The organism is Streptomyces sp. NPDC001889 (assembly GCF_053594535.1).
Genome location: NZ_JBSFER010000001.1, coordinates 256,404 through 279,174, shown reverse-complemented (window position 1 = coordinate 279,174; position 22,771 = coordinate 256,404). Strand labels below are relative to the sequence as shown.

23 protein-coding genes are annotated in these 22,771 nt (G+C 68.9%); 2 read left to right on the top strand and 21 right to left on the bottom strand.

Going from position 1 to position 22,771, the window contains the following annotated elements; genetic code table 11:
• Positions 1-104 precede the first annotated feature (104 nt).
• From ACWCRA_RS01270 to ACWCRA_RS01260, 3 genes are all read right to left on the bottom strand, one after another.
• The gene (locus tag ACWCRA_RS01270; protein WP_451066536.1) at positions 105-1,904 is read right to left on the bottom strand and encodes a hypothetical protein; all 1,800 of its coding nucleotides are present in this window, start codon (positions 1,902-1,904) and stop codon (positions 105-107) included.
• Positions 1,901-3,043, bottom strand: coding sequence for an AAA family ATPase (locus ACWCRA_RS01265; protein WP_451066620.1), 1,143 nt, complete (start codon positions 3,041-3,043; stop codon positions 1,901-1,903). Before ACWCRA_RS01265 ends, ACWCRA_RS01270 begins: the two co-directional genes overlap by 4 nt.
• A 194-nt stretch (positions 3,044-3,237) precedes the next feature.
• On the bottom strand, positions 3,238-3,459 hold the full coding sequence (locus tag ACWCRA_RS01260; RefSeq protein WP_451066619.1) for a hypothetical protein: 222 nt from the start codon (positions 3,457-3,459) through the stop codon (positions 3,238-3,240).
• A 786-nt stretch (positions 3,460-4,245) separates the two neighbouring features.
• Here ACWCRA_RS01260 and ACWCRA_RS01255 point away from each other — a divergent pair.
• Positions 4,246-5,166 carry a hypothetical protein gene (locus ACWCRA_RS01255; RefSeq protein ID WP_451066535.1) on the top strand — a complete coding sequence of 307 codons (921 nt, stop codon included), beginning with the start codon at positions 4,246-4,248 and terminating at the stop codon, positions 5,164-5,166.
• Positions 5,167-5,761: 595 nt separating this feature from the next.
• A complete protein-coding gene (locus tag ACWCRA_RS01250) occupies positions 5,762-7,780 on the top strand; it encodes a hypothetical protein (protein WP_451066534.1) in 2,019 nt (672 codons plus the stop codon).
• 267 nt (positions 7,781-8,047) lie between these two features.
• Here the strand turns inward: ACWCRA_RS01250 and ACWCRA_RS01245 are convergent, their stop codons facing one another.
• From ACWCRA_RS01245 to ACWCRA_RS01160, 18 genes are all read right to left on the bottom strand, one after another.
• Positions 8,048-8,605 carry a DUF6262 family protein gene (locus ACWCRA_RS01245; RefSeq protein ID WP_451066618.1) on the bottom strand — a complete coding sequence of 186 codons (558 nt, stop codon included), beginning with the start codon at positions 8,603-8,605 and terminating at the stop codon, positions 8,048-8,050.
• A gap of 39 nt (positions 8,606-8,644) precedes the next feature.
• On the bottom strand, positions 8,645-8,947 hold the full coding sequence (locus ACWCRA_RS01240) for a hypothetical protein (protein ID WP_451066533.1): 303 nt from the start codon (positions 8,945-8,947) through the stop codon (positions 8,645-8,647).
• Positions 8,886-9,257 (bottom strand): hypothetical protein, encoded by a 372-nt coding sequence (locus tag ACWCRA_RS01235; RefSeq protein WP_451066617.1) that lies wholly within the window; start codon positions 9,255-9,257, stop codon positions 8,886-8,888. The genes ACWCRA_RS01240 and ACWCRA_RS01235 overlap by 62 nt, the downstream gene beginning before the upstream one ends.
• A gap of 113 nt (positions 9,258-9,370) precedes the next feature.
• Complete coding sequence (locus ACWCRA_RS01230; protein ID WP_451066532.1) at positions 9,371-9,658, bottom strand: hypothetical protein; 288 nt, start codon at positions 9,656-9,658, stop codon at positions 9,371-9,373.
• 42 nt (positions 9,659-9,700) lie between these two features.
• Positions 9,701-10,078: a hypothetical protein gene (locus ACWCRA_RS01225; protein ID WP_451066531.1), complete on the bottom strand. Its 378-nt coding sequence runs from the start codon at positions 10,076-10,078 to the stop codon at positions 9,701-9,703.
• A 387-nt stretch (positions 10,079-10,465) separates the two neighbouring features.
• The gene (locus tag ACWCRA_RS01220; protein WP_451066530.1) at positions 10,466-10,882 is read right to left on the bottom strand and encodes a hypothetical protein; all 417 of its coding nucleotides are present in this window, start codon (positions 10,880-10,882) and stop codon (positions 10,466-10,468) included.
• A gap of 284 nt (positions 10,883-11,166) precedes the next feature.
• Positions 11,167-11,592, bottom strand: a complete 426-nt coding sequence (locus ACWCRA_RS01215) for a hypothetical protein (RefSeq protein ID WP_451066529.1) — start codon at positions 11,590-11,592, stop codon at positions 11,167-11,169.
• A 26-nt stretch (positions 11,593-11,618) separates the two neighbouring features.
• Positions 11,619-12,776: a hypothetical protein gene (locus tag ACWCRA_RS01210; RefSeq protein ID WP_451066528.1), complete on the bottom strand. Its 1,158-nt coding sequence runs from the start codon at positions 12,774-12,776 to the stop codon at positions 11,619-11,621.
• A gap of 15 nt (positions 12,777-12,791) precedes the next feature.
• Positions 12,792-13,598, bottom strand: a complete 807-nt coding sequence (locus tag ACWCRA_RS01205) for a DUF317 domain-containing protein (RefSeq protein WP_451066527.1) — start codon at positions 13,596-13,598, stop codon at positions 12,792-12,794.
• A 119-nt stretch (positions 13,599-13,717) separates the two neighbouring features.
• Complete coding sequence (locus tag ACWCRA_RS01200) at positions 13,718-14,755, bottom strand: hypothetical protein (RefSeq protein WP_451066526.1); 1,038 nt, start codon at positions 14,753-14,755, stop codon at positions 13,718-13,720.
• Between the two features lie 243 nt (positions 14,756-14,998).
• The gene (locus ACWCRA_RS01195) at positions 14,999-15,502 is read right to left on the bottom strand and encodes a hypothetical protein (RefSeq protein WP_398760323.1); all 504 of its coding nucleotides are present in this window, start codon (positions 15,500-15,502) and stop codon (positions 14,999-15,001) included.
• Complete coding sequence (locus ACWCRA_RS01190) at positions 15,499-16,389, bottom strand: ParB/RepB/Spo0J family partition protein (RefSeq protein WP_451066525.1); 891 nt, start codon at positions 16,387-16,389, stop codon at positions 15,499-15,501. The genes ACWCRA_RS01195 and ACWCRA_RS01190 overlap by 4 nt, the downstream gene beginning before the upstream one ends.
• A 46-nt stretch (positions 16,390-16,435) precedes the next feature.
• Positions 16,436-17,950 carry a VirB4 family type IV secretion system protein gene (locus ACWCRA_RS01185; RefSeq protein ID WP_398760326.1) on the bottom strand — a complete coding sequence of 505 codons (1,515 nt, stop codon included), beginning with the start codon at positions 17,948-17,950 and terminating at the stop codon, positions 16,436-16,438.
• 29 nt (positions 17,951-17,979) lie between these two features.
• Entirely contained in the window at positions 17,980-18,432 is a 453-nt protein-coding gene (locus tag ACWCRA_RS01180) for a DUF6238 family protein (protein WP_451066524.1), read from the bottom strand.
• 235 nt (positions 18,433-18,667) lie between these two features.
• Complete coding sequence (locus ACWCRA_RS01175) at positions 18,668-20,140, bottom strand: SCO6880 family protein (protein WP_451066523.1); 1,473 nt, start codon at positions 20,138-20,140, stop codon at positions 18,668-18,670.
• Positions 20,141-20,227: 87 nt separating this feature from the next.
• Entirely contained in the window at positions 20,228-21,688 is a 1,461-nt protein-coding gene (locus ACWCRA_RS01170) for an SCO6881 family protein (protein ID WP_451066522.1), read from the bottom strand.
• A 33-nt stretch (positions 21,689-21,721) separates the two neighbouring features.
• The gene (locus ACWCRA_RS01165) at positions 21,722-22,420 is read right to left on the bottom strand and encodes a hypothetical protein (protein WP_451066521.1); all 699 of its coding nucleotides are present in this window, start codon (positions 22,418-22,420) and stop codon (positions 21,722-21,724) included.
• A complete protein-coding gene (locus tag ACWCRA_RS01160; protein ID WP_451066520.1) occupies positions 22,420-22,728 on the bottom strand; it encodes a DUF6112 family protein in 309 nt (102 codons plus the stop codon). The genes ACWCRA_RS01165 and ACWCRA_RS01160 overlap by 1 nt, the downstream gene beginning before the upstream one ends.
• Positions 22,729-22,771 lie beyond the last annotated feature (43 nt).

Sequence of the window (22,771 nt, the reverse complement as noted above, 5' to 3'; positions counted from 1 at the left end):
CGCGGCGGTCGGTGGCACGACCGATGCATGACGCCGACGGAGACGTCTGCGGCACCCTCGCTCAACACGCTGAACTTGACAGAGAGGCCTTCTTCTGCGTCGTTTCAGCGTGTTCTGCGGATGGCGTCTGTGGCCGCCGTGGCGATGGCGGCGGGAGCGCTGGAGGGCTTGGGCAGGTGCAGCAAGGTGGTCCCTGGCAGGTGCTGGGACTGCGCGGTGAGGGTGAGCTGGAGTACGGCGCAGCCGGCGGTTGTGAGCTGCTTGACGCGGGTGATGGCTTGAGCGGTTTCGTCGCTGTTGTACCGGGCGTCGGTGACGATCACGAGGAGGCGGCCGGCGCCGGGGCGGCTGAGTTCGAGGCCGTGGTCGAGTGCGTCGATGGCGTCGCCGAGGTTGTGGTGGCCGCCGTTGGCGTCGAACGTCGTCACGCGTTCTGGTGATCGGTGGGTGGGTCGGGTCAGTGCGGTGAGGTGCTGGTCGTAGGCGATGGTGGCGGTGAGGGAGTCGGGGTCGGTCAGGGCTGCTGCGCGTGCCACGATCCAGGCGGCGGACGCGACGGGCGCGCAGGCGGCACGCATGGAGCCGGAGACGTCGACGGCGATACCCACACGCAGCGGTGGGGTGGGGGAGTTCCGGCGGCGGGTGTGGGTGAACGGTTCTGCGGTGGGGACCGACCCGGCCGCGCGCTGGGCGTCGCGGGCGAGGGCCGCGCGCATGTTGAGGCGGCCGGGCGGGGTGGGGCTGGTGGTCCGCTCCTCGGTCCGCTCGCGGTAGGCGGCGGCGCGCAGGGCGCGGCTCAAGCGTGCGGCGGCACTCTGTTCGGCGGCGGTGGGTCTGCGGGTGCCGGTGACCGGAGTGCTGCGGGGCGCCGGTGTGCCGTCGGGGGTGACGGTGGTGCCGCGGGCGTTGAAGACCGACTGGGCGGTGGCGGCGGCTTTGCGTCGCCGGCTGGCCCGCTGGGCACGGTCCTGGGCCTGCGCCTTGGACTGCGCGGCCATGGCGTTGGCCGCTGCGGCCTGTGCCGCGAGGTCGGCGGCGTCGGTGGCTGCCGTGCTGTCCATGACGACCCCCACGGCGCCGGACAGCAGATCGGTGAGGTTCTCCGGCACGGGCAGGGCGGGGGCCGCGGCGTCCAGAGCGTCGCACCATTGCTGAGCGTGCGCGAGCATGGTCGTGGCGTCGTGGTCGGCGCACTGATGGGCTGCATTCCAGATGCGGGTGAGGGTGGCCAGCAGGTTGGCGCCCAGCACCTTTTCGCACAGATCGGCGACGGCCCGGGTCTCGCCGGCGTCCAGGATGCCGACGTCACGGCGGCCGAGGATCAGGGCCGCAGCGGATGCGGCGTGCTCGATGCCCTGGAGGGTGGGGTGGGCGATGTCGGGCATGACCAGGGTTCGGGCACTGGTGCGCAGGTACGTGCGATCCGTGGGCCGCGTGATCAGGTGCGCGCCTTCGACACGGGTCTCCTCCAGCAGGAGCGCGGCCTCGATGACACGGGGGTCCGCTCCGGCAGGCTGTGTCCAGACGGAGTGGGCCGCGTGCGCGGCCTCGTGGACGAACACTCCCCAGGCGGAGGGATACCGCTCCTCGTCGCCCACGATCCTCGGATGGATCTCGTGGGGCTTCAGCGGGGCGAACAGGCCGGCGTCGAACTCGACCTCGCCCAGAGCGGGGAAATAGGCGGCCGGTGCGCCGCTGCGCGTGCCGGGGCGGCAGGTGACGAGGAGGTCTTGACGGCCGGAGAGGGCGACCAGCCGGTCGCCGAGTTCGGCTCCCACGCGCAGCCACGCGTGAGGGGAGGAACGGGGTTGCGCGGGCGGGGCGCCGTCGTCGTCCCATCGCGCGAGGTCGGCGTCGTCGTCCCGGGTGGTGGCGGGGGACTGGACGTGGTGGTGGGCGCTCATCGCGAGCGACCCCGGTGCGCGGAGCTGATGCTCGGGGGCTGCCGGACGGCCGAGGCGGGGAGCTGCTTGCCGAGGGTGAGCGGCGCGACCTCCTTGACACCGGCGGCCTTGATGATGGCAGCGGCGACGATGTCGCGATCCTCCACAGGAGCGATGCCGACGAGGTTCGCGAGCGCTGCCTTGGTGCCGAGGACGGCCTCGGTCTTCTGGTAGCTGAGCAGTTCCCGCAGTTGGGGGGCCCAGCCCAGCTCGCCGAGTTCGACCTGGCGGGCGAGGTGCCGGGCGACCCGGACCACCCGTGCATCGATCCTCAAGGCCAGGGCGAGGTCATAGTCCGTGCCGATCTGGATCTGCACGCTGAACCGGGACGACAGCGCCTCCGTCAACACCGCCCCGTGGACGCCGGGATTGTGGCCCGCCACCACGTAGAAGCCCGGCTCGGCCTTGATGGTCTCGCCCTTGTGGGCCTTGACATGGATCTGCCTGCGCCCGTCCATCGCGGGATACAGCGCCGCCAGGACCTTCGGTGAGATCAAGGTGGCATCGTCGATCAGCAGGGCGCGGCCCTCGGTCATCGCGGTGACCAGCGGGCCGTACTGGAAGACGTAGGCTCCCGCGTCGTCCTGCGTGTACTCGCCGATCAAGTCGCCGACCGTGGTGTCGCCGTCGCCGGCGACGGTGAGCAGGTCCGGGAACGCCGCCTCCACTAGCGACGTCTTGCCGGTGCCCGGAGGGCCGTAGAGCAGCACCGGCACGTCGGCGTCGCGCAGGCGATTCAGCGCCTCGACGTCGGGCAGATCGGCCAGCTCCCGGGGGTGGTAGAGCTGGCCCCCCGCGCGGCGGATCGGACCGGTCTGCCTGGGCGCGGCTGCTGCGGTAATGGTCGTGTGGGCCGTGGCCGCCGCCTGGGTGCGGGGAGAGTGGGTGCCCGGTGGGCTGATCACAGCGGTCTGCGCGGCTGCGACGGTCTTCGCGTTCGCGCGGAACACCGGCTGTCCGGTCCCGCCTTGGTCGGCCTCGCCGCGCCGCACCAGGGTGAGGGCGGCGTTACGGACGGCGCCGTGGGAGTGGCCCAGCTGCCGGGCCATGGCCCCGATGGTGAGCGTGTCCGCCGGCCGGTCGGCCAGCAGCCGGGCCACCTTGGCCCGCAGTTCACCGCCCTTGGTGCGCGCTGGACTGGCAGGCGTTCCGGGTGAGGTCAAAAAGAGGCCCCTTCAACAGGTGCGGGTGTGGGCGAGGTTGGCGATATGTCGGAGAGGTTGGGCGATCTCCGAGCGGATCACGGACTGTGCCGGCATCGGCGACCGGGCCAACCGGGTCGTACCGTCGGCGCTCACCGGCCGACCGAGGGCTCGGTCCAGGGGCAGGGGATGGCCGGCGGCGAGCAGCTCGCCGGCTGCCGAGCAGGCCCGTGCGTCCGCTCCGTACCGGGTTCCGTCGCTCGGCAGGCGCAGCGCGGCGCCTCTTCGAAGCCGTCCCGGAGCAGGATCCGCCGCGCGGCGGCGTTGTAGCCGGTGGTGGTGATCTCGCCGGTGATGGTGTGCCGGATCGGCATGAACGGTTCTGCTGGCGCTTCGGACAAGGCGGATCTCCTATCGGTCATGGCGGTGGGGTGTTGGGCGAAGGCGAGACGGGCCCGGAGCTTCCAGCACATCAACGGTGCGTGGCCGGACCGCGAACGATTGGCAGTGACGTCGGCATGCTCCAGGGCGGGCCACACCGCCCCGCAGCTGCCTGACCCGCCTTTCCGCACGTTCTGATAGCCGGGTGTACCAACAACAGCCAAGTGACCCTCTGAAGGGGAACGAAGAGTTGGAGTGCGGTGCCGCGTCACGAGTCGCTGATGCCTTGACGGTGGGGATCAGCGACGGTGCGCGGGCGTCATGGCGGGTGGTGCCGTGACGGGGAGCGTTGTGGGGATGGCCGGGTGGCCGGTGCCCGGAGGACGGTGGGCGAGCGGGGTCCGGTGAGGCGGCAGTACGGCCACGGTCGAGCTAAGGTCGTCGCCGGCTTCCCTGAGTTCGGCGGTGAGAACGGCGAACTGCCGGGACAGTGAGCCGAGCCGCCCCGCCACGCGCTACGCGTGCTGGGTCCCCAGCGCCTGCACTTTTCCGGCTGAGCGACACTGCGGAGGGGCGGTGATCTGCGGTGCAACGTACCGGACATGTCCGCGAGGTTGAGGGATGTAGCGGATGGATCACCCGCAAGGAGTAGTGAGGCGTGCGACCATAATTGAGGTGGTTCAAGTGTTCGATTTTGAGTGGCCCCGAAGCTCCTGAGCTGGAAACTGGCTGTGGTCAACCAGTGTCTCTGGGGAGGGTTCCGCCGTTAGAGTGCTCTAGTGATCAGAGAGCAGTGGAGCGGGGGCGAATGGGAGGCCTACTGTCGACGCCTCCTGTCGATGCGCTACGACTCGAATATTCAGTTCATTCCCGCTCGCGACGGCGGTGACGGCGGCTTGGAGGCCTTTCGCTTTGATGGGGTGGGCTATCAGTGCTACGCCCCGGAAGACGCTTACAGCCTGGAGTCTCAGACAACTTCCCAGAAACGCAAGATTACGAAGGACATTAAGCGCCTTTGTGACGACGTTGAGGGCACCTGTCGACTTCTTGGTGACGTGCGCCTGCATACCTGGGTCCTGATGACTCCTGAGTTTGACAGCCGCTCACTAGTTGAGCATGCGCAGAAAAAGAAGAAGGACGTGTCAGCCATCCTGCCGCGACCGAAGTGGTTGGCTGACGAGTTCAAGGTGTTGGTTATCACCGATGAGGTTTTTTCTGCTGAGCGTGCTCGTCTCGTTGGACAGGTGGAGACAGAGCTTCATCTTGATGTTCCGGATCCAGATGAGTCGCTATGGAGTTTCGGTGGGGGCAATGAGATTGCCGACCGAGTTTCCGCCAAGCTGTCGGTGGTGCCTTCCCTCGCATCTGATGCAGAGTGGTTGGCCGACTACCGCGACGAGATGCTCAGGGTCTATTTTCGAGGTCAATCTCAGATGGAGCGTCTGAAGGTAGAGCACCCGCCGCTTTACGCAGCGGTGGAACGGAGGCTCAAATCCGTCCTCAGGTCCTTGACGATGACCGTTTCCGCAATGGAGAAGCCTGGCACTGAGGTGATCGACACCCTGGTGCGCAGATTGGCGGAGGGCCTCAAGAAGGATGCGCCGGGTTTGTCCAGTGTGCTCTGCGAGGAGATTGCCTGGCATGCGGTCTCATCCTGGCTTGTCCGCTGCCCGCTGCGCTTCAGAAAGACGGCAGCCTGATGTGGTCTACCCTTCCCGATAGCATCCCTCTTGAGTCGATCAATCAGGAAAAACAGCCGGCGAATCTGGTTGCGCGCAAAGAGTTCCCCCATCGTAATCCTTCGACGCCTGTTGAGTTGCATCGTGTTCCCCTCCCTGTCCCCACGACTAGCAGGGCAGGGTGGCGGGTAACTGCTCTCGTGCTTATCCTCGGAAGTTGCAGAGGAAGCTCGGCCACCGTAGAACAATTGAACTGTCTTCTTTGGGCCGTAAGCGATCGTGTGAGTGCCGAGATGTTCCTGTCCACTTGGCGGAGTAACGACCCGCAAAAGGCCCCACTACGGAAATTGTTCCCGCCGCTTGGTGATGCCCTTAGGATTGCTCACTCAGAAGGGCTCGTTGAGCAAAAGGCCAAGGTGCGATATGGTCTTACCCCACTCGGAAAGAGATATCTGGAACTGCTCAACTCGGATATCGAACTCCTGGAAGAGGAGAAGCGCTTCCTTGCTGCTCTAAGGCCGATCTCTACCTCAGGCATGTGGGATAGGTTGGGAGTCGTAAAGGCGGCCGGTCACGGGGAAACGGGGGCTTAAGCGTGCGGATTCGACTTGTGAGTGTGGAGATTGCGTCCAGGGCTGAACGTGGTCTTTTGCGATATGCTACAGATCTGTCGCCTGGTTTGAACGTGATCGCCGCCCCGAACAGTTTCGGTAAGTCTACGCTGCTGCAGGGAATCGTTTATGCCTTGGGGCTGGAAGGAATGTTTTCTTCCAGTAGGAAACCTCCCTTCGGTCCGGCACTTCTGACGGTTGCAGATTTTCCGGACGGAACGCGTTCGCCAGTGCGGGAATCGTGGGTGTCGCTAACCATTGCGAATGAGCAGGGTGCTCATATGCGATGCAAGCGGTTCGTGCGCGGCGACGGCATTGATCCATCGCTGATCATGACTTGGAAATCTGGCAGTCGAGCCGAGCTCGATACGGTTAGCCGCGTCGACATGTTTGTCCGACAGCCCGGTGCGGCTTTCCGCGAGCTAGGTTTCCATAGGGAGTTGGCCGATTTCTTGGGGTGGGACCTTCCGACTGTCCCGGGATTCAATGCGGCTGAAGTCTCACTCTATCTTGAAGCGCTTTTCCCTCTCTTCTATGTCGAGCAGAAGTCCGGGTGGTCGGGAGTCGCCCCTCGGATGCCTACGTATCTTGGTATCCGCGATGTGTTGAGGCGCTCCGTTGAGTACGTTCTCGGGTTGTCGGCCTTGGAACGACTCACTGCTTTGGCTGCGGTGAAAAGCGAGGAAGACGAAGTCAAGAAGCGTTGGCAGTCGGCCAGCGATCGTCTCGGTGAAGCCGCAAAGAGTTTGAATTGTCGCGTTTTCATGAATCAAGAATCTCCAGTCACGCTTGCCCGTCGGCAACACTGTGTGATTGAGGTTATGGAGAGCGACTCCTGGGTTCCGTTGGAGCGCCAGATTGGCGTCTGGCGCCAGCGTCTGGGTGAGATGGAACGGGATGGTGTTGAGCCGGCGGGTGAACACACGCATCAAGCACGTGAGGAGTTGTCCGTCGCTGAGACCTCTGTGCGAGAAATTGGTGGCCGCATCCGACTTATCGATGAACAGCTGAACCTCTCGCGTACGGACTCGGATGCGCTTGTGAGTCGCTCAACCAGTCTTGATGTTGAGCGGAATCGCCTCGCGGACCTGAGAAAGCTCCGCAATCTCGGCAGCACATTGGGAATCGGGGCGGTGTCCAATGATGTTTGCCCCACGTGCGGGCAGACGCTCGATGGGCGGGAAACGGCTACGGGAGTCGCAGCCGACCTGGATCAAACCCTCGCGGAGATCGAAGCGGAAAGGGAAACAGTTCGTGCGGCGGCACAGAGCGCTGAACGTCGCAGAGCAAGCCTTGAAAGAAATCGTAGTTCTCTTCAGGCTGCATTGCACGGAGCTATGCGGCAGTCGAGGGCTCTACGCGATGAGCTCGCTGGCCCTTCGGCCGTGCCGAGTCGTGCACAGGTTCAGCAGCAAATCCTTCTTGCATCCTCTATTGAAAGAGCGCAACGCTTGCTCGACTTGGCCGACGAGGCTGATGAGTATTTCGATGAACTAGCACTTCGTTGGCAGGATGTTCGTGACCGATTGGCTGAACTGCGCGATGGAACGCTTAGTCGCGCCGATCAGCAGATTGTTTCGCGGATGAATTCGAGTTTCCAAGCTCAGGTCCGGGATTACGGACTACGCAGCGTTCCGCCTTCTGACCTGTCGATTGACGAATCGGCTCTCATTCCAGTTAATGATGGGGTAGAGCTCACTTTCGACCTGTCAATGGGAATTAGCGCCTCCGACATGATTCGAACGAAGTGGGCGTATTATCTATCCCTGTTCGAGGCTGCTACCTCCGCACCTCGAAATCGGCACGCCAGGCTACTGATGCTCGACGAGCCTCGTCAGCAAGAGACCGACCGTAGAAGTCTCGCCGCCTTCGTGAAACGCCTGGAAATGGCGGCGGTCAGCGGATGTCAGGTGCTCTACGCTACTAGCGAGGATCGGCGAGATTTGGACGAGGTTCTGAACAATGTCCAGGTGTGGATGCTGCCTGCCAGTGGCCCTCACCTCCTTGGCCCAGTGGCTAGCTGAAGCTGGACAGCCCCGACCTTATCCTTCAACGTCGCAGAGTGAACGTTAAGGGATAAGGTCAACGTCTCGTGCGCGCACCGGAATTGAGAGAGTAAATCGTGCGGTAAGTAAGCAGTAGCTCGGCGGGATGGGTGCTCGGCGAGACTGCATAACTGGGCGAAGAGCCGGTGGACGTCCACCGAGACCGCTTGTAGTCTTCTGGTGAAAGCCCCGGTGGACCGCTGGCAACAGCCATGTCGCCGGGGCTACGAACGTATTGGATGCCGCCTACGGCTCAGTCGAGGACAGTACGGCTCGTTCGGCCAGCTCTACTTCGAGATCAGCGATGCGTTTGTCGGCGAAGCGGACGTTGTCGCGGGCGGCGGAGAGCTTCCCGGTGAGGGACTTGCTCTCCGCAGTCAGTTCGCGGACCCTCCTCTTCAGGTTCCCGTTGTCGGTGATGATCCGGGCGATGTCTTCCTGCGACCGTTCGCTCCGCAGGTCCCGGACCTGGCCGAGAAGGTCGGCGATCTGCTCACGCTGGGCGAGGATCTCGGCGTGAGCGGTCTTGAGGGCGGCCTCGGTGTTCAGGGCCCGCTCGCGCCAGGACGCTTCGAGTTCGGCCTGGACGGTTTGGCGGTCCTGGACACGCCTGCCGACGGCCTGGTTCATGGCCTCTTCGACCAGAGCTCGGGCGCCGCCGTGCTCGTAGAGGAACCTGCGCGAGACGTCCGCGGTTCGCGCGACCGCGGCCATCGTGATGGGCGCCCGGGTTTTGATCATCTGGTCCAGAACGTCCTTGATCCGGGCCAGGCCGGCTGCCGTCTTCTGCCGCCGGACCGACAGGGCTCGGGAGGTCCGGGCGGCGGGGAACGGTCGGGGTGGTCATTCCGTCGTCTCCGGCCAGTCGCTGGTGTTGTCGTCGTGCACGTCGGCGAGATCGCTGGCCCTGAAGGCGAGGCTCCAGAGCCTATGGAAGTAGTCCTGAGGACGTCGCAGGTCCATCGCGAGAGCGTCCTCGAGCAGGCCGAGGTCGGCCAGAGCCTTCTCCAGCCCGTTGATCGCCCGAGCGGTCGGCTCGAAGAGCTGGTGCAGGTAGTCGGCGGTCGCGTCATCGGGTGCTCGCTCAGCCTGGGTCCGCCACTGCTCGGCCATGCGTCGCCAGTAAAGGAGATCGGCGTCGGACATGACGAACTTGTCGCAGTTGTGGCAGCCCATGTTTCACGGGCAGGCATCCCCGCAGACTTCTGGCTGGAAGGTGCAGAAGCCGCCTTCGGCCGGTGTGCTGCGGGCGGGACAGGTCCAGGGCCATCGCCTCGGCCTCGGCCTTGGTCAGCCCCTCGGCCGGGGAAACGAGGAGCTTGCCCGGGTTGGCCGAGCCCGGGCCGCCGACCCAGACCCGTTCCAGAACGTCGTCGATCTCGGACGAGACGACCTTCGCGTAGCGCTCGGCCATCCGCTGGGAGACCTGGCCGAGGTACTTCTTGATCTGGTGCAGGCCGGCGCCGTGCTTGAGGAGATTGGTGGCCAGGGTGTGACGTGCCTGGTGGGGGCCCAGGCACCGATGTCGAGGTCTTCGAGCCAGCTGCTGAAGCGGGTGTGGAAGAAGGGCTACGAAATCGAGACCGTGCCCTTCGGGTTGCGGCTGCGGGAAGGGAACAGGGCCAGCCCTGCCCGTTTCTTTGCGGTGGGCTGCCAGCCGTGGCGGTCCTTGAACCGTTCGAGGGTGGTCTGCTGGCGTTTCTGCAGCCGCAGGTAGATCGTCTCGGGGATGCGGATCGCCTCGGCGAGGTTGCCGACCTTGGTCTGGTCGTGCCAGAGGATCGGGACACGGCGGTGGATCTCGATGCAGTCCAGCCTCAGCTGCAGCACCTCATTCGCGCGGCGGCCGGTGAACACCAGAGACTCCTAGGCGTCCCGAAGCCCGTGGTTGTTCGGGTCTTAGCGGTCTGCCAGCATCTCCAGGTTCGACCGGTCGGCCAGGGCCCGGGCGACTGGGTCGGGGAACGGGCGCCGGGCCTTGACGGCGGGCGCGTTGCCTGTCGGCAGCGCGACGATGAACTTCCTCGACAGCCCGATCTCCTCGGCCAGCCCGGTGTCCAGAGCGAAGCGCAGGATCGCCCGAGCGTGATTGAAGATGAAGCGGCCGGTGTTCTCGGTGACCGTGCTCGGCTTCCCCTTGTGGCTGCGGACGCCCAGAGCGGGCAGGTTCTCGCGGATCCGTAGGCTGTGATCTGCGACGAACCGTTCCATGTGCTCCGCGTCCAGCAGCCGCGGATCGTGCCCGCCCCCGGGAGCCGTGATCTTCAGGAAGGGCACCCAGTTCGACGCAGGACCGCCGGTCGTTGTCCAGCGGGCCGGTGCTGCGCGGTGCCTCCGCGGATCGCAGCCGATCGGCGAGGCGTTCTCCGACCGCCTTCATGTACCGCTGGAGATCCCGGAAACCCACGGTCTCGGGAGCCAGCCCCTCAAACTCCAACCACCGAAGGTGATCGACGAACAGATACGCATACGTCCGGTCCGATCCCCTGCCCGCGTACGAAGCGAGGTACCGCTCCGCTGCTGGATGCAGCCCGCTCATCGAGTCGAAGATGGTGTACGAGAACGGCTGCCGTCCCGGTGTCGTACCTTCTGCACCCTGAGCCGGCCCATTGCCAGTCTCTGTGCCACATGCCCTCCATGCCGACGCTGCTGACATCACGAACATCACGACGCAGGTCGGCAAACGAGGTCGGGACGTTCCAGGTCACGGCCCTCTGGCCACAGGGCCCGCAGGCCCGCTTCCAGCGGGGGAGCGGTCAGGGCGGCGAACACCACCGTCGCCACGGCGCCGGCCCCGTGCGCGCCGGCGGCGTGCGGGAGGGCGAGCAGGGTTGCGGCGTGCAGGACGGCGCCTGGTCCGGAGACCCGAACGGGCCCGTACCGGTCACGCAGCCTGCCCGTGCCCGGCTGGGACAGAGCTGCGGTCAGGGAGTAGACGGCGCCGAGCAGCCCGCCGGTGGCGAGCGAGCCGCTGGCCGTGGTGATCAGCAGGATCACCGCTATCGGCACCATGACGGTGGGGAGCCGCCCGACCAGCGTGGCCGTCAGCAGCCGGACGACATGGGGGCGGGCCAGGACCACCCGCAGGAGGCCGCGCGGAGGCGTGGAGAGCGGTTGGTCGGCGGAGCGCGGCGGAGAGATGGGTGCTGGGCTTTCGGTCGGGAAGGGGCGGCGCGGACCCCCGCGGTGCGGGTCGGTCAGTGCGGGGGTCACCCGCCCAAGCGGGAATGGTTGGGTTCGTCCGGGGGCTCAACACACGGTGCGTCGCGGTGGTGGCGCTTCATCGGCAGGCAGGTAGGGAGACCGGCGGTGCCGCGGCCGAGCACGGTGGCCGAGCACCGCGTACGGCGACGGGACGTCGGCGGTCACCGGCTTCTCCCCACTGGCCGGACAGCCGCTGCGCCGGGGACCGGGGCGGCCACCGGCAGAGGGAGCGGGGACACCGTGGTGCGCAGTTGAGGTGAGCGGGTGGTGGCGGCCCGGGCGAGTCGGGTCTGTCGGGCGTTGACGAGCCGCTCCGGCAGACCGGGTTCGGATGCCGGGTCGAGGGTGTAGTCGGCGTAGACGGCGAAGCCGCGGGCGCGCAGGTCGTGGACGGCCTGGCGGGTACGGCGCGCACCGTCGTGGTCGGGGCGGGTCAGCCGGTAGAGGCCCGGCGTCCCGGGGACCTGTTCGAACTGCTCGCGGGTGAGGTACCAGTCGGCGAGGTGGATGGGCGTGTGGGCGGTGGCGGTGACGGCGAAGCCGTGTTCGGAGTGGGTGCCGAACACGAAGTGAGAGGGATGGTCCACAGGTCTCCGGGGGTTTGCGGTCGGGGTCAGCGGTGGAGGCCGGCGCTCGCAGCCGGCGGCAGTGCCCGTGGGGTCATCGAGGGGAGAGCGAGGGCGCGGGCACTGGGGCGGTTGAGCCTGGCGCGGGCCTGCCGGTTCAGGGCATCGCCGTCGGCCAGCCAGGTCCGGATCGCCGGCCAGGCCAGCCGACTGCGCCGAGCCTTCGTTTCCGGGTCCTGCTCGGTGCGGATGATGGCGGCTGCCTGCGCCGGGTCCTCGTAGGCGGCCTGCCAGTCGTCATGCAGGAGTCCGCTCCCCGCGTCGAGGGCGCCGCGCAGCCGTTCCAGCGCGGCCCGGTCTGCGGGCGGTTCCTGTTCGGGCGGAACGTGTGCAAACAGGAGGGGGCCGTGGACGAGGAACTCACGGAACTCGTACCAGGCGCGTTCGGCCACGGCGCCATCCGGGAAAGAGCGCCCGCCGCAGTCCCGGTCGGCGGCGGGAATGCCCGGTTGCTGGTCTTGGACGAGTGCGCGGGTGCGGGCGAGGGCGTGTTCGACCGCGTCGATCCGGCGGTGCTGGACGGCCTGGTGGTAGGCGGGCAGGAACTGATCGATGATCGCCTGGGCGGCGGCGTCGGGGGCCTGGGCGAGGACGATGCCCAACGGGGCGTTCGGTTCTTCTTCGTTGTCGTCGAACGGTTCGGGCGCGAGGGCGCCCAGCAGATACCCGTGGGTGTGGCCGGGACGCTCGGCGAGGAGCAGATGCACGCCCTCGCCGTTGCCGAACTGAACGGCATAGGGCACCCGGTCAGTGCGCACCGCTGCAGATAGGGGGCCGGTGTCCCAGAGCCAGGGGACGAGGTCTTCCTGCCAGATCGGGTGGCTGTAGATCTCCACCGTCCAGGTCCAGGTCCCGGGCAGACGGCGGGCGATGGAGTCGGCGACGTCGCCGATGTAGGGGCGGCTGCTGGTGGTCACCGCGCTCTGGTGGCGGTCGGCGGTGACGACCAGTCGCGCGAGTGCGCGGCGGGCGGAGGCCGGGTCGCTGTCGGTAAGTGTGTAGACGCCTCCGCGGTCGCGGGCGAACCCGGCCAGCTTGAGGGCGGTCTCGGCCCAGGGATACTTCTCGCCGCCGGCGGTGGCGACGATCCCCGAACGTGCGCTGACGCAGAGGCTGATCTGGGCGGGGAGGGAAGGAGAGGGCACAGGTGGTCCTGGTGGTCAGCGGGTGTGCGGCTGCTGCGCGGAGCCGGGCATGTGCGGGGGAAGCCCGGGGCCGCTGCGCGGAGACCGGTCGGAAGGCGGACGGATCCGGCGGGTGGTGACCAGGTGCGCGAGGTCGGGATGCTGCGCGAGGGCGGCGGGCCGCACGAGGGGCTCCGGACTCAGGGTGTCGTTCAGAACGGCGTTGACGACGAACGGCGGCGCCTCCTGGGTGAAGGAGATGCCCCACAGGGGTCCGAGTTCTGGGGTGACGGCGAAGATGTGCCAGACGATGTCCTCGTCGCCCTGGAGGAGGGGGCCATCGGAGCCGGGTGGGCGGCCCATCATCGCGGCGAGCCCGTCCACGGACTGGATGCCCACCAGCCCCAGCCCGTCCGCCAGTTCCCACCGCTCGTCGACATGCAACTCGATCATGTCCGGCTCGGTACCGCCCCCTATTCCGTAGATCAGGTGGTCCGCGTCGGCTTCCAGGCCGCGGGCGACGGTCTCGGTGAGAGAGGCCAGGAACTCCACGGGCGTGGCCCCGGCGATATCGGCCCGCCACCTTTCGGGCGCGCCATGGCCGGTGCGGGCGGTGATCGTCAGGTGCGGCCCCCGTCCCTCCTCCGCCCGGCTGTGGCGGATCGTGATCCGTTCGCACGGGCTGGTGGCGGTGACCGCGTACGGGTATGTGGCGAGGGGCCACGCGTGGTCCTGGGCGAAGGCCACCAGGTGCTGGCGGTGCAGGTCCGGCGGGCTGGCCGCGAGGTAGCGGGGGCTGAAATGCACCGGCTCGTCGGGGGCGAGAGGTTGCTGGGCGGACATGGAGGCGGCCTTTCGGGCACATGAGACGGATGGCAGCAGGCCGCGGCGGTGGGCGGATCGCGGCTTCAAGCGGGGCCGCCGGACCGAGCCGGATGACGCGGTCTGCGCAGCGGCGTGGCCTACCGGCCAGGCCGTGGGCCGGAGGGTGCGGCGTTCGGTGGGGTGGGCGGGAGACTCGGCGGGACCTGTTCCCGGTCCGGTGCAGCCGGAGTGGGTGCCGGGTCGTAGTGGGCCCGCAGGGCCGCCAGGCCCGCGTCGTCGGCGATGCCCACGACGGAGAGGCTCCTGCCGGCCGCCTCCATCAGGAGACGGGGCGGTGACCCGGGAGCGGCACTGCGGTGGTGCCCGTTCCACTTGGCGGCGGCCAGGAGATAGTCGCTCACGGCTCGCAGGACCGGTTCGGCGGCGTCCAGCAGCCGGTCGGTGACGGCGTGAGCCTCGGCGGGAGTCGGGGCGGCGGCGAGCGCCGTGAGGTAGGGGGCCAGGTCCGGGCTCGGCAGGGGGTGTTCCGGCACGGAGTGGTCGGCCAGGAAGGGCTCCGCGTCGCGCCGGGCCCAGCGCAGCAGATCGTCACGGGTGGCGATGCCGAGGCGGGCGGCGGCTATCTGCTCGCTGGTGCGGCCGACGTTGTCGTACAGCTCGAAGTCGGGGTGGGACAAACAGTCCTCCGATGGGATGGCGAGACAGTGGGTCGCTGGTGGATGGGTCAGCGGGTCCGGCCGGGCGGCGGGAGCACCGGCGGTGGAAGGGGGACGACGGAGGCCCGGGCAACGGTGCCCGCCTGCGGGCCGGGGGCGTGCGGGAGGCTGAGGGTCACGCATCTGATCGACGGCGAAGTGCAGCTGCTCGCCGAGCTGGCGTACGTCCGCGGCGGCGTCGGTGAGGTCGTCGTGAAGGTCGAAGGCGTCGTCGCTCTCGGCTTCCCTCGCCTTCTCGGCTGCGGCCTCGAAGAAGTCGGCCAGTTTCTCCAGCAGTCCGCGGTTCGGTTCCAGAACCTGGTTCAGGAAGACGGCGGCGCCGCTGTAGGAGGAGGTGCCGTTGAGCTGGTCGGTCAGTGCGTCCAGGTGGAGTGCGAGGAGGTAGTCGTCGGCGGGTCCGGCGGCTGTTTCGGGGCCCGCTCCTGGACGGGCGCCGGGTGCGGGGGTGAGGGGTTTCATGGAGGTGAGCTCGCAAGTGTTCTGACGACGGTGTCGTTGGTGGAGAAGCGGATCGCGGCGACGGAGCGGGCCGGCTACGTGTGTGCCGCGGGACCTGCGGCGCATCTGTGGCCAGGTGCATGTGACCGTGGCGCATGCTGGGTCAGCGTCCCGGACGAAGAGGGCTCTGTCGGCCCGGACGCGCCTTTCGTCATCTGGGTGTCCAGGTCGGCGGTGTCCCTTACGCCGTCGAGAGCTCGGTGTTCAGCTCGAAATCCCGCAGATGTCGGCCTGGTCGGCGGTCCAGCCGAATGCCAGGCGTTCCAGGTCTCCGAGGTAGACGACATCGGCGTGGGCCCGGAAGGCATCGATGCGCTGGTCCACGTAGTCCTGGACCTCGGTGTCCGCCAGGTCGACGCGTGCCCGGTTGCGCCGCGACAGCCTGCTCCATTCCAGCAGGTCGGAGTCGGTTGCCCGGTCCATCCACACCCACACGCCGGTGCCCAGCTTGACGAGATCGCGGGGATGGAAGAGGGCGCCGGTGCGTCTGCGGCGGGGGTTGCGATGTTCACCGAAGCCGGTGACCAGGCTCTGGGCGAGCCGGTCGAGCGCGGCGGCCCTGATGTGGGGGTCGAGGTCTTCGCGGGTGAGCTGTTCGCGCACCGCGTCGGTGAGACGGCGTTTGTGGAAGCGGCCGTCGGCGTCGGTGAGCTCCTCGGCGCTCTGCTCGACGATGCGCTGGAGGCGGCTGTCGGCGGTGGACGTCACGGAAGGTTACGCTCCTGCCAGACCTGGTCCATCTCCGCCAGCGCCGTCACGGCGTGTGCGATGGTCTCGCGGGTGATGGGGGTACCGCTGGCACAGGCCGGGTCGTAGCGGCTGAAGGTCCTGGTGCCGCGGGCCTTCGCGAGCACCGGGACCACCTCGTCCAGCAGGCGGGTGGCGACGCGGCGCTCCCGCTTGTCCTCCTCGACCCGGGCGGTGTGCTCCGCCCATGCGCCGGCCAGGGTCAGATGGCCTTCGACGACCCGGTCGGCGAGTTCTGGATCTGCTTCGCGCAGGCGGGTGAGCTGGACCTCGGCCGAGTTGGCCTTGGCCTTGTTCTCCCGGGCGCTGGCGTATGCCTCGTCCAGCCCCATGGCGCCGGCGATGACCGGGTCCACGAGGTCGGGCGCGTGCTGCAGGACGGTGCTTGCCCGTCCGAGCACGGCCACGGCGACTCCGATCTGCTCTCCCAGGGAGCGTGCCGTCTGTTCCGTTTCGGAACGCCGGTCGTGTTCCGGGTCGGAACGGCCGTGTTGTTCCGAAACGGAACGGGCCTTGACCGTGATCATCGCGGCCTGGCCCTTGGTGAGGCTGCGGCGTCGGAGGTTGACGGACAGGATGTAGATGTCGGGGTCGTCGCCGTCGTAGGTGGTGAAGGCCGGTGCAGTGCCGGCCTGTTCGCAGGCGGCGAGCCGGCCGCGTCCGTCGAGTACCCGGCCGTGGCGGTCGACGACGATGGGCTGCAGCAGCCCGTGCTCGCGGATGTCGTGGGCGAGAGCGCTCAGGTCGTCTTCGTCGAGCAGGGGGAGAAGCGAAGCGGTGGGGTGGAATTCGATGTGAAGCTCCTCGGAGTAACCGGAAGGGAGGGGACGGTCAAGTACGTGCGTCATCCCGCCGGCGGGGTCGTGCGCCGGGATTCGTGAACTCGGCGCTTTTTCAGTGCATGCGGGCGTCGGTGTCGAAGAGCTGGGCTTCCTGCGGGTGCAGAAGATGTTGAACGATGAAGGACCGTCCGGCGACCCGCCACAGGCCGCGTCCGCGGTTGAGATGGGCGACGGCCTGGGTCTCGACGCTGGTGAGGCCGAGGAGGGTGGCGGCTGCCTGGAGCTGGTCGTTCTCCTGGCGGTAGATGATCCGGGTGGAGCAGTCGGCGAGAAGTCCTTCGGCGAGGGCTCGTCCGCGGGATCCGGCGTCGCCGGCGGTGAGCAGGTCGGACAGCCGGTGAATCACCATCAAGTTCGCGATGCCCAGTCCCCGGGAGAGTTTCCATTGGGCCTGCATGCGCTGGAGGAGGCCGGGGTGGCGCATGAGGCGCCAGGCTTCGTCGTAGACGATCCAGCGCCGGCCGCCGTTCGGGTCGGTGAGGGCGCTCTCCATCCAGGCGGAGGCGCAGGTCATGGCGAGGACGAGGGCGGTGTCGTCGCCGGAGCCGCCGAGGCGGGACAGGTCGATGGTGAGCATCGGGCTGTTGGGGTCGAAGGCGACGGTCGAGGGGGCGTCGAACATGCCGGCGAGGTCACCGTGCACGAGCCTGCGGAGTGCGTGGGCGAGGTCGCGGGCCGCGTCGCCGAGCCGTCCGGACAGGGCGCCGCCCGCGATGTCGAGGAGGCCCGGGTTGTTGAGGGTGGTGGCGATGTCGCCGAGGAGCGGGGCCCGTCCGGTTGCGGTGGCGTGGGAGACGACGGTGTCGAGGGCGACATCGAGGGCGGTGTGCTCCATCGGGGCCAGGTCCCGGCCGAGGACTGTCCGGGCCAGTGATCCGAGGAGCAGCAGGCGGCGCTTGCGGATCTCGGTCGCCCAGTCCGCCTCCGGCACGCTGACCGGGCGGGGTGCGGCGTCCAGGGGATTGAGTTTGCCCGGCAGCCCGGGGCCCAGGGCGATGGAGGTGCCGCCGAGCGCGGTGGCCACCGCCGTCCATTCCCCCTTCGGGTCGCAGGGGACGTAGACGCGGTACCCGAACGCGACGGACCGCAGGGCGAAGGACTTGGCGAGCGCGGACTTGCCCTGTCCGATCACCCCGGCGAGCAGCACGTTGGGGTTGGTGAAGCCCTCGATCTTCCCGTAGAGGGTGAACGGGTCGAAGCTGAAAGCCGCCTCGGCGTGGACGTCGCGGCCGATGTAGATTCCGTCGGCCCCCAGCCCGCCCTCGGCCAGGAACGGGTACGCGCCGCTGGCGGTGGCGGTGGTCATGCGGTGCGCGGGCAGCCGCAGTCGGCTGCCGCGGGCGGACGCAGGACCGGGTCGTCCGCCCGTCCCGTACAGCGGGCGGGGCATCTCTTCCTCGGCCGGTGCCGAACCGTCCAGGTGGGTGTTGGCGGCGGCGCGGGCCTGGGCGGTGGCTTCGGCGAGCTGGCGGCGGGCCTTCTTGCGGCCGGCGCGGTCCGTGCCGTGCGGGGTGAACAGCGGTGAAGCGGAGGCGCGGCGGGCGCGGCGGGACGGCCGGTGGTTCATCGGAGGCTCGTTTCGGCGGCGTGGTCCGCTCATGAGGCCCGGGTGGGGTGGCCGTGGAGCGGGGTGAGGTCGGCGGGGGTGGTCTTGCGGCGGATGGCGTGGCCGGCGGCGAGGTGGCGCTGGCAGATGGTCAGCACCGGCGGACCTAGCGGCAGGCCCTTCGGGTCGCAGTCCGAACCGGTGGTGCCGGGGGTGTTGGGGAGAGTGTGGAAGGCGTCGTGGACTTCTGCGGTGGCCTGCCAGATTCGGGTGTGCGCGGCGGCGAGATGTCTCCCGGCGGTGGGGTGCGGGGGCCGGATCTGTTCGGCGCACTGGTCCAGGAGCTTGTGCAGCGCGGTGAGATGGGCGTGCAGGGTGTCCAGATGCGCGCGGTCCGCCGCCCGGGGCGCGGTGGGGCGTTCGGCGTTGAGCGCGCGGGAGTGGTGGCGCAGGCCGGCGGTCGAGGCCCGCAGGTAGGGGAAGGCGTCGGGGGGTGAGGTCAAGAGGGTCCTTGGTGCCGGGGCGGCTCGTGATGCGGTCTGGCTTGTGGCGGCGGACGGGGAGTGCCGTTCACCGTCGGGGGCGCGGCTCCGCACCGGGCGGTCGGGGCGACGGAGGCGGTGGCTCGGAGGCGGCACGTGGTGGGGGGCCGCTCGGCAGCGACCAGGAGGTGGTGCATTTCCCGCAGCGGGCCGAGGAGCGCGCGGATCTCTTCGGCGAGATCGGGGGGCGGATGGGTCACAGAGCGATCCGGGCGAGGGGGAGGGCGGCGGTGGTGAAGGCGTCCGGCTGCTGGAAATCCAGCCGTCGCAGGTCGACCTGGGCGGATCCGGCGGCGGTCTCGATGGTCGCGCATGCCGCGTCGAGCAGGGCGTCGGTCGGTGCGGAGACGGTAATCAGCCCGGTCAGGTCGACGTCTGAGTGACCGGCGATCAGCTGCCGTTCGCGCTGCTTGGCGTCGGCGTACTCGATGCTGTCGGCCTCGGAGTCGACCATGCCCCGCCGGCGGCGTTCAGCGGCGTCCGCGATGATCGTGGCCTTGGTGCGCTGCACATCGCGCAGCGCCGCTTCCAGCGTCTTGGGCACGTAGATGAGGGAGAGGCTGCGCCGCACACCGGCGGTGAACATCAGCCCGTGGAGGAACCCGGCGCTGGTCTCGGTGCGGGGCCAGTTCTCGACCCAGAAGGTGGCGTGCCGGGCGGAGTCGGTGATCACCCGGTCCGCTTCCTCGACCTGCACGACCGGGCCTGCGGCTTCAGGGTCGGCTTCGGCCCGGCCGCTCTCCGACCACTGCTGCAGCCGGGACAGGGCCTTCGGGTCGTAGGCGGTACGGATGACCGCAGCGATCTCCGGGGCGCTGAGCCACCCGGACACGGTCAGCCCCGCCCCGCGCACGGCCTGGGTGACCGAGGAAGTGGTCTGCTCCAAAACCGTGAACGCGCCCGGCAGCCCGCCGCCCGCCTGGGAGACCAGCCTTTTGGCGGCCTTCAGGTCGAGGGAGATCACCAGGTAGGACTCGTGGGGTGCCGCGGCCGGTCCGGCGGAGGCGACCAGGTCGCTGTAGATCTGGCCGGCGACCGGGGTGTCGGGGTGGCCCTGCTGGGCCCAGTGCCGGGTCAGGGTGTCGCCGGAGTCCGGGACGGTGCGTTCCAGGACCTGGATGGCGGCGATGTGCCCGGTGCGGGAGACGCTGGCCAGGGCTCTGCCCCAGCCGGCGACGTTGGAGTTCTGCGTGGCGGGGTCGAGCAGGGCGAACGCCCGGGAGGAGATGCGGGCGACGGCGGTCAGCGTCTGGCGGTGTGGGTCGTGGACGGCAGCGGCCTCGGACCCGTGGGGGGTGACGACCCGCAGGGAAGCGGCCGTGCCCGGGAGATGGAGGACGCCGTCCTGCCGGGGCCGGGACACGGGGCGGGCGAGCCACTTCGTCTGCCCGGAGCGCCGCCGGAACAGGTAGCGCAGGACGATCGGGGCCCAGTCGACGAGAGACCGGCCGCTGCGCCTCACGAACACGAGGGCTGCGACCGCTCCCCACAGGGGGGTGAGGGCCACGGCGCCGGTCAGCCCGGTGGACACGACGGTGACCATCAGCAGGGCGAGCGCGGCGGAGACCAGGGTCAGCTGCGGCAGGGACAGACCCAGGAGGATGCCGCGCCGCGAGCGGTGCGGAAACTTCACCGTGACCGGTGCTGGGGATGCGGAGAGTTCAGACAAGGGGGAACCGTCCAGGCGAATCGGGCCGGGGGCCGGTCGGAGCACCACACACGTGGTCGTGCTCCGACCGGCAAGGGGCGGTGGAGGTCAGGAGCCGGTGGGCGAGGGCGGCGGGCTCGCGGGCCCGCTTGACGTGCCCGGACCGGAACGGGTGGTGGAGTCCGGTGCGGGCGGGGCGCCCTGCGGGGGCGGCGGCGCGGTACTCGCCGGAGCATTGCGCGGCCCGTGCCCCGCGGGCGGATCGACGGGGGCCGCGGGCGCCGACTGGCTGCTGCCCCCCTGTTCGGCACCTGCAGGCGTCGGCGGGCTCTGCTGACCGCTGGAACTGGAGCCTTCGCCCGATCCGGGACTGACGGGCGCTTCCTGGTCGGCCTTCTCCACGCCCTTGGCCATCGCGTCGGCGGCGGGCGACATGCCACCCAGACCGCCACTGCCCTGACCACTCTGAGCGCCACCTTCACCGCTGCCGCTGTCGGCGCTGGTGGAGGAGGAGGCGATATCGCCGGGGAACCCTCCGTCGGCGAAGTCCGGGCCCTGCGGCGCGGCACTCCCCGCGCCGCCTGCGGCACCAGCTGCTCCGCCGGTCCCGGCGGTCGCCGCCATGGCGGCGGCTTTCCGTCCGGCACGTTCGGCGTGCTGCCGGGCGAGCTGCGCACCGGCTCCGCCGGCGCGGTGGATGTCCTCGCCGTTGGTGCCCTCGGCGGCCCAGTGCACGAACTTGAACGTGACGTACGGGCACAACAGGACCATCAGCATGATGACGATGCCGGCCATGACGTCGGAGAGCGCGGCGATGCCGTCGTTCGCTTCGGTCTTGCCCATGGCGGAGATCCCGAGGAGGAAGACCACGGTCATCAGCAGTTTCGAGACGACGAGGGTGGCGGTGGCCTCGATCCAGCCGCGGCGCCACCGGCGGGTCGCCTCCCATCCGCCGCCCGCGGCGGCGAACACCGCGAGGGTCACCATGACCAGGATGCCGACCTTGCGGACCATCATCACGCACCAGTACAGGAAAGCGCCGACCGCGGCTCCGAGGCCGGCGAACACCATCACCAGCCAGCCCAGGCCCGAGATGGCGCCGATCTGGCCCACCTTGACCGTGCGCCGGACGGCGTCTTCGATACTGGTGCCCGCCGCTCTGAACAGGCCGTCCGACAGAGCGTCCACGACCTCGATGGCGACCGTGGTCAGGGCGATGGCGGCGAACGCGAAGATCACACCGGACGCGGTGCCGGTGAACGCCTGAGCGAGGGCCTGGCCGTCGCGTTTCATCGCGGCCCGGATCAGCTGCGCGGAGAACGTCGCGACGAGCACTATCAGTCCGATGGGCAGCAAGGTCTCGTAGTTGTCGCGAAACCACGCGGCGTTCAGGTCGATGTTCGTGGTGGCGTTGACGGCGTCGGCGGCGAGATCGGCCGCCGCGGCGGCCAGCTCTCCGGTCGACTTGGCCATCCAGTTCCCGATCGCCGCACCCGGGTCGGACACGAACTTCGCGGCGTCCGCGACGCCGCACACGGTGTTCGCCAGGGGAAGATCACAGAAATCCATGAGGGATGCCCCTCCTCTCAGATGGCGAGCCGGCTACGGGGCGACGCGGGGGGCGATGGACACGAGCGCGCAGTCCGCCGATGGGCGGCACTGGACGGCGAGGGTGACCGAACGGTCCTCGGCCCCGCCACCGCCGCCCTTCCAGGCGATGGACTGCTTGCCGGTGGCGGTGACGATGTAGATGTACGCCTCGGTTAGGGCAGCCGGATCGTCCGCCAGCGCCTGCTTGAACGCCGAGGGGAACGTGGCGGTGGAGACCATGGCGGTGGCGTGCTGGGCGTTGTCCCGCATCCGCGACCACAGCACCGGATCCGGCACCTGGGCCTGCACCCCGGTCCAGTCGCCGTACTTCGCCTCGTCCGTCATCCACGCCCGCATCCCGGCCAGTTGCTGGTCGCGGCTGGTGGTGCGGGTGTCGTAGGACCAGAGCATCGCGGCGGCGGCCTGGCCGAAGGCCAGTGGATCGGCGATCTGCGGAGCTGCGGCCACCGCGCCCCGGCCGGGCGACGGCTTGCCCTGTCCCTCTGACGAATCGTCGGACGGGGCGGCGGGCTTCGCGGGAGCTGCGGGAGCGAAGTTCTTGCTGTCCTGATCGGCCTGGCCGGTGAAGTAGGCGGCAAGGCCGGCGGCGGCGACCAGCACGGCGAGGACGGCGGCGACGACCGCGATGCGGCGGTTGGCCGACCAGCCGGCGGTGCGCCGGCGCAGGGCCGTGGTGCGGGATCGTTTCATCAGTTGACCTGCGTCCCCAGCGCGGAGAAGAAGGCCACGATTCCGTTGGCGGCGCCGAGGCCGAGCGCGGCGCCTGCGCTCACCAGCGCGCCCTTCTTTCCGTTGGCCTCGGCCTGGTGGCCGCCGGAGTGGTGGCCCCAGGCCCACACACCGAGGGAGACGGCCAAGGCGCCGACCACGGCGATGATCCCGAACATGTTGATCGAAGAGACGACGTCGCGGAGCACGTTGAGGCCCGGCAGGCCGCCGCCCTTCGGGGTGATGCCCGGGTCGAAGGCGAGATGGGTGAAGCGGTCGGCGAGGGACATGGCTATGGCGAAGCTCCTTGCTTGCACGGGCCACCGGGCCCGC

Bases quoted from the DNA above. Each gene is read 5' to 3' on its own strand.
- ACWCRA_RS01205 (WP_451066527.1), bottom strand. From the start codon at position 13,598: ATGTCCGCCCAGCAACCTCTCGCCCCCGACGAGCCGGTGCATTTCAGC.
- ACWCRA_RS01260 (WP_451066619.1), bottom strand. From the start codon at position 3,459: ATGCCGATCCGGCACACCATCACCGGCGAGATCACCACCACCGGCTAC.
- ACWCRA_RS01170 (WP_451066522.1), bottom strand. From the start codon at position 21,688: ATGGATTTCTGTGATCTTCCCCTGGCGAACACCGTGTGCGGCGTCGCG.
- ACWCRA_RS01270 (WP_451066536.1), bottom strand. From the start codon at position 1,904: ATGAGCGCCCACCACCACGTCCAGTCCCCCGCCACCACCCGGGACGAC.
- ACWCRA_RS01200 (WP_451066526.1), bottom strand. From the start codon at position 14,755: ATGAAACCCCTCACCCCCGCACCCGGCGCCCGTCCAGGAGCGGGCCCC.
- ACWCRA_RS01160 (WP_451066520.1), bottom strand. From the start codon at position 22,728: ATGTCCCTCGCCGACCGCTTCACCCATCTCGCCTTCGACCCGGGCATC.
- ACWCRA_RS01190 (WP_451066525.1), bottom strand. From the start codon at position 16,389: ATGACGCACGTACTTGACCGTCCCCTCCCTTCCGGTTACTCCGAGGAG.
- ACWCRA_RS01240 (WP_451066533.1), bottom strand. From the start codon at position 8,947: ATGTCCGACGCCGATCTCCTTTACTGGCGACGCATGGCCGAGCAGTGG.
- ACWCRA_RS01165 (WP_451066521.1), bottom strand. From the start codon at position 22,420: ATGAAACGATCCCGCACCACGGCCCTGCGCCGGCGCACCGCCGGCTGG.
- ACWCRA_RS01185 (WP_398760326.1), bottom strand. From the start codon at position 17,950: ATGAACCACCGGCCGTCCCGCCGCGCCCGCCGCGCCTCCGCTTCACCG.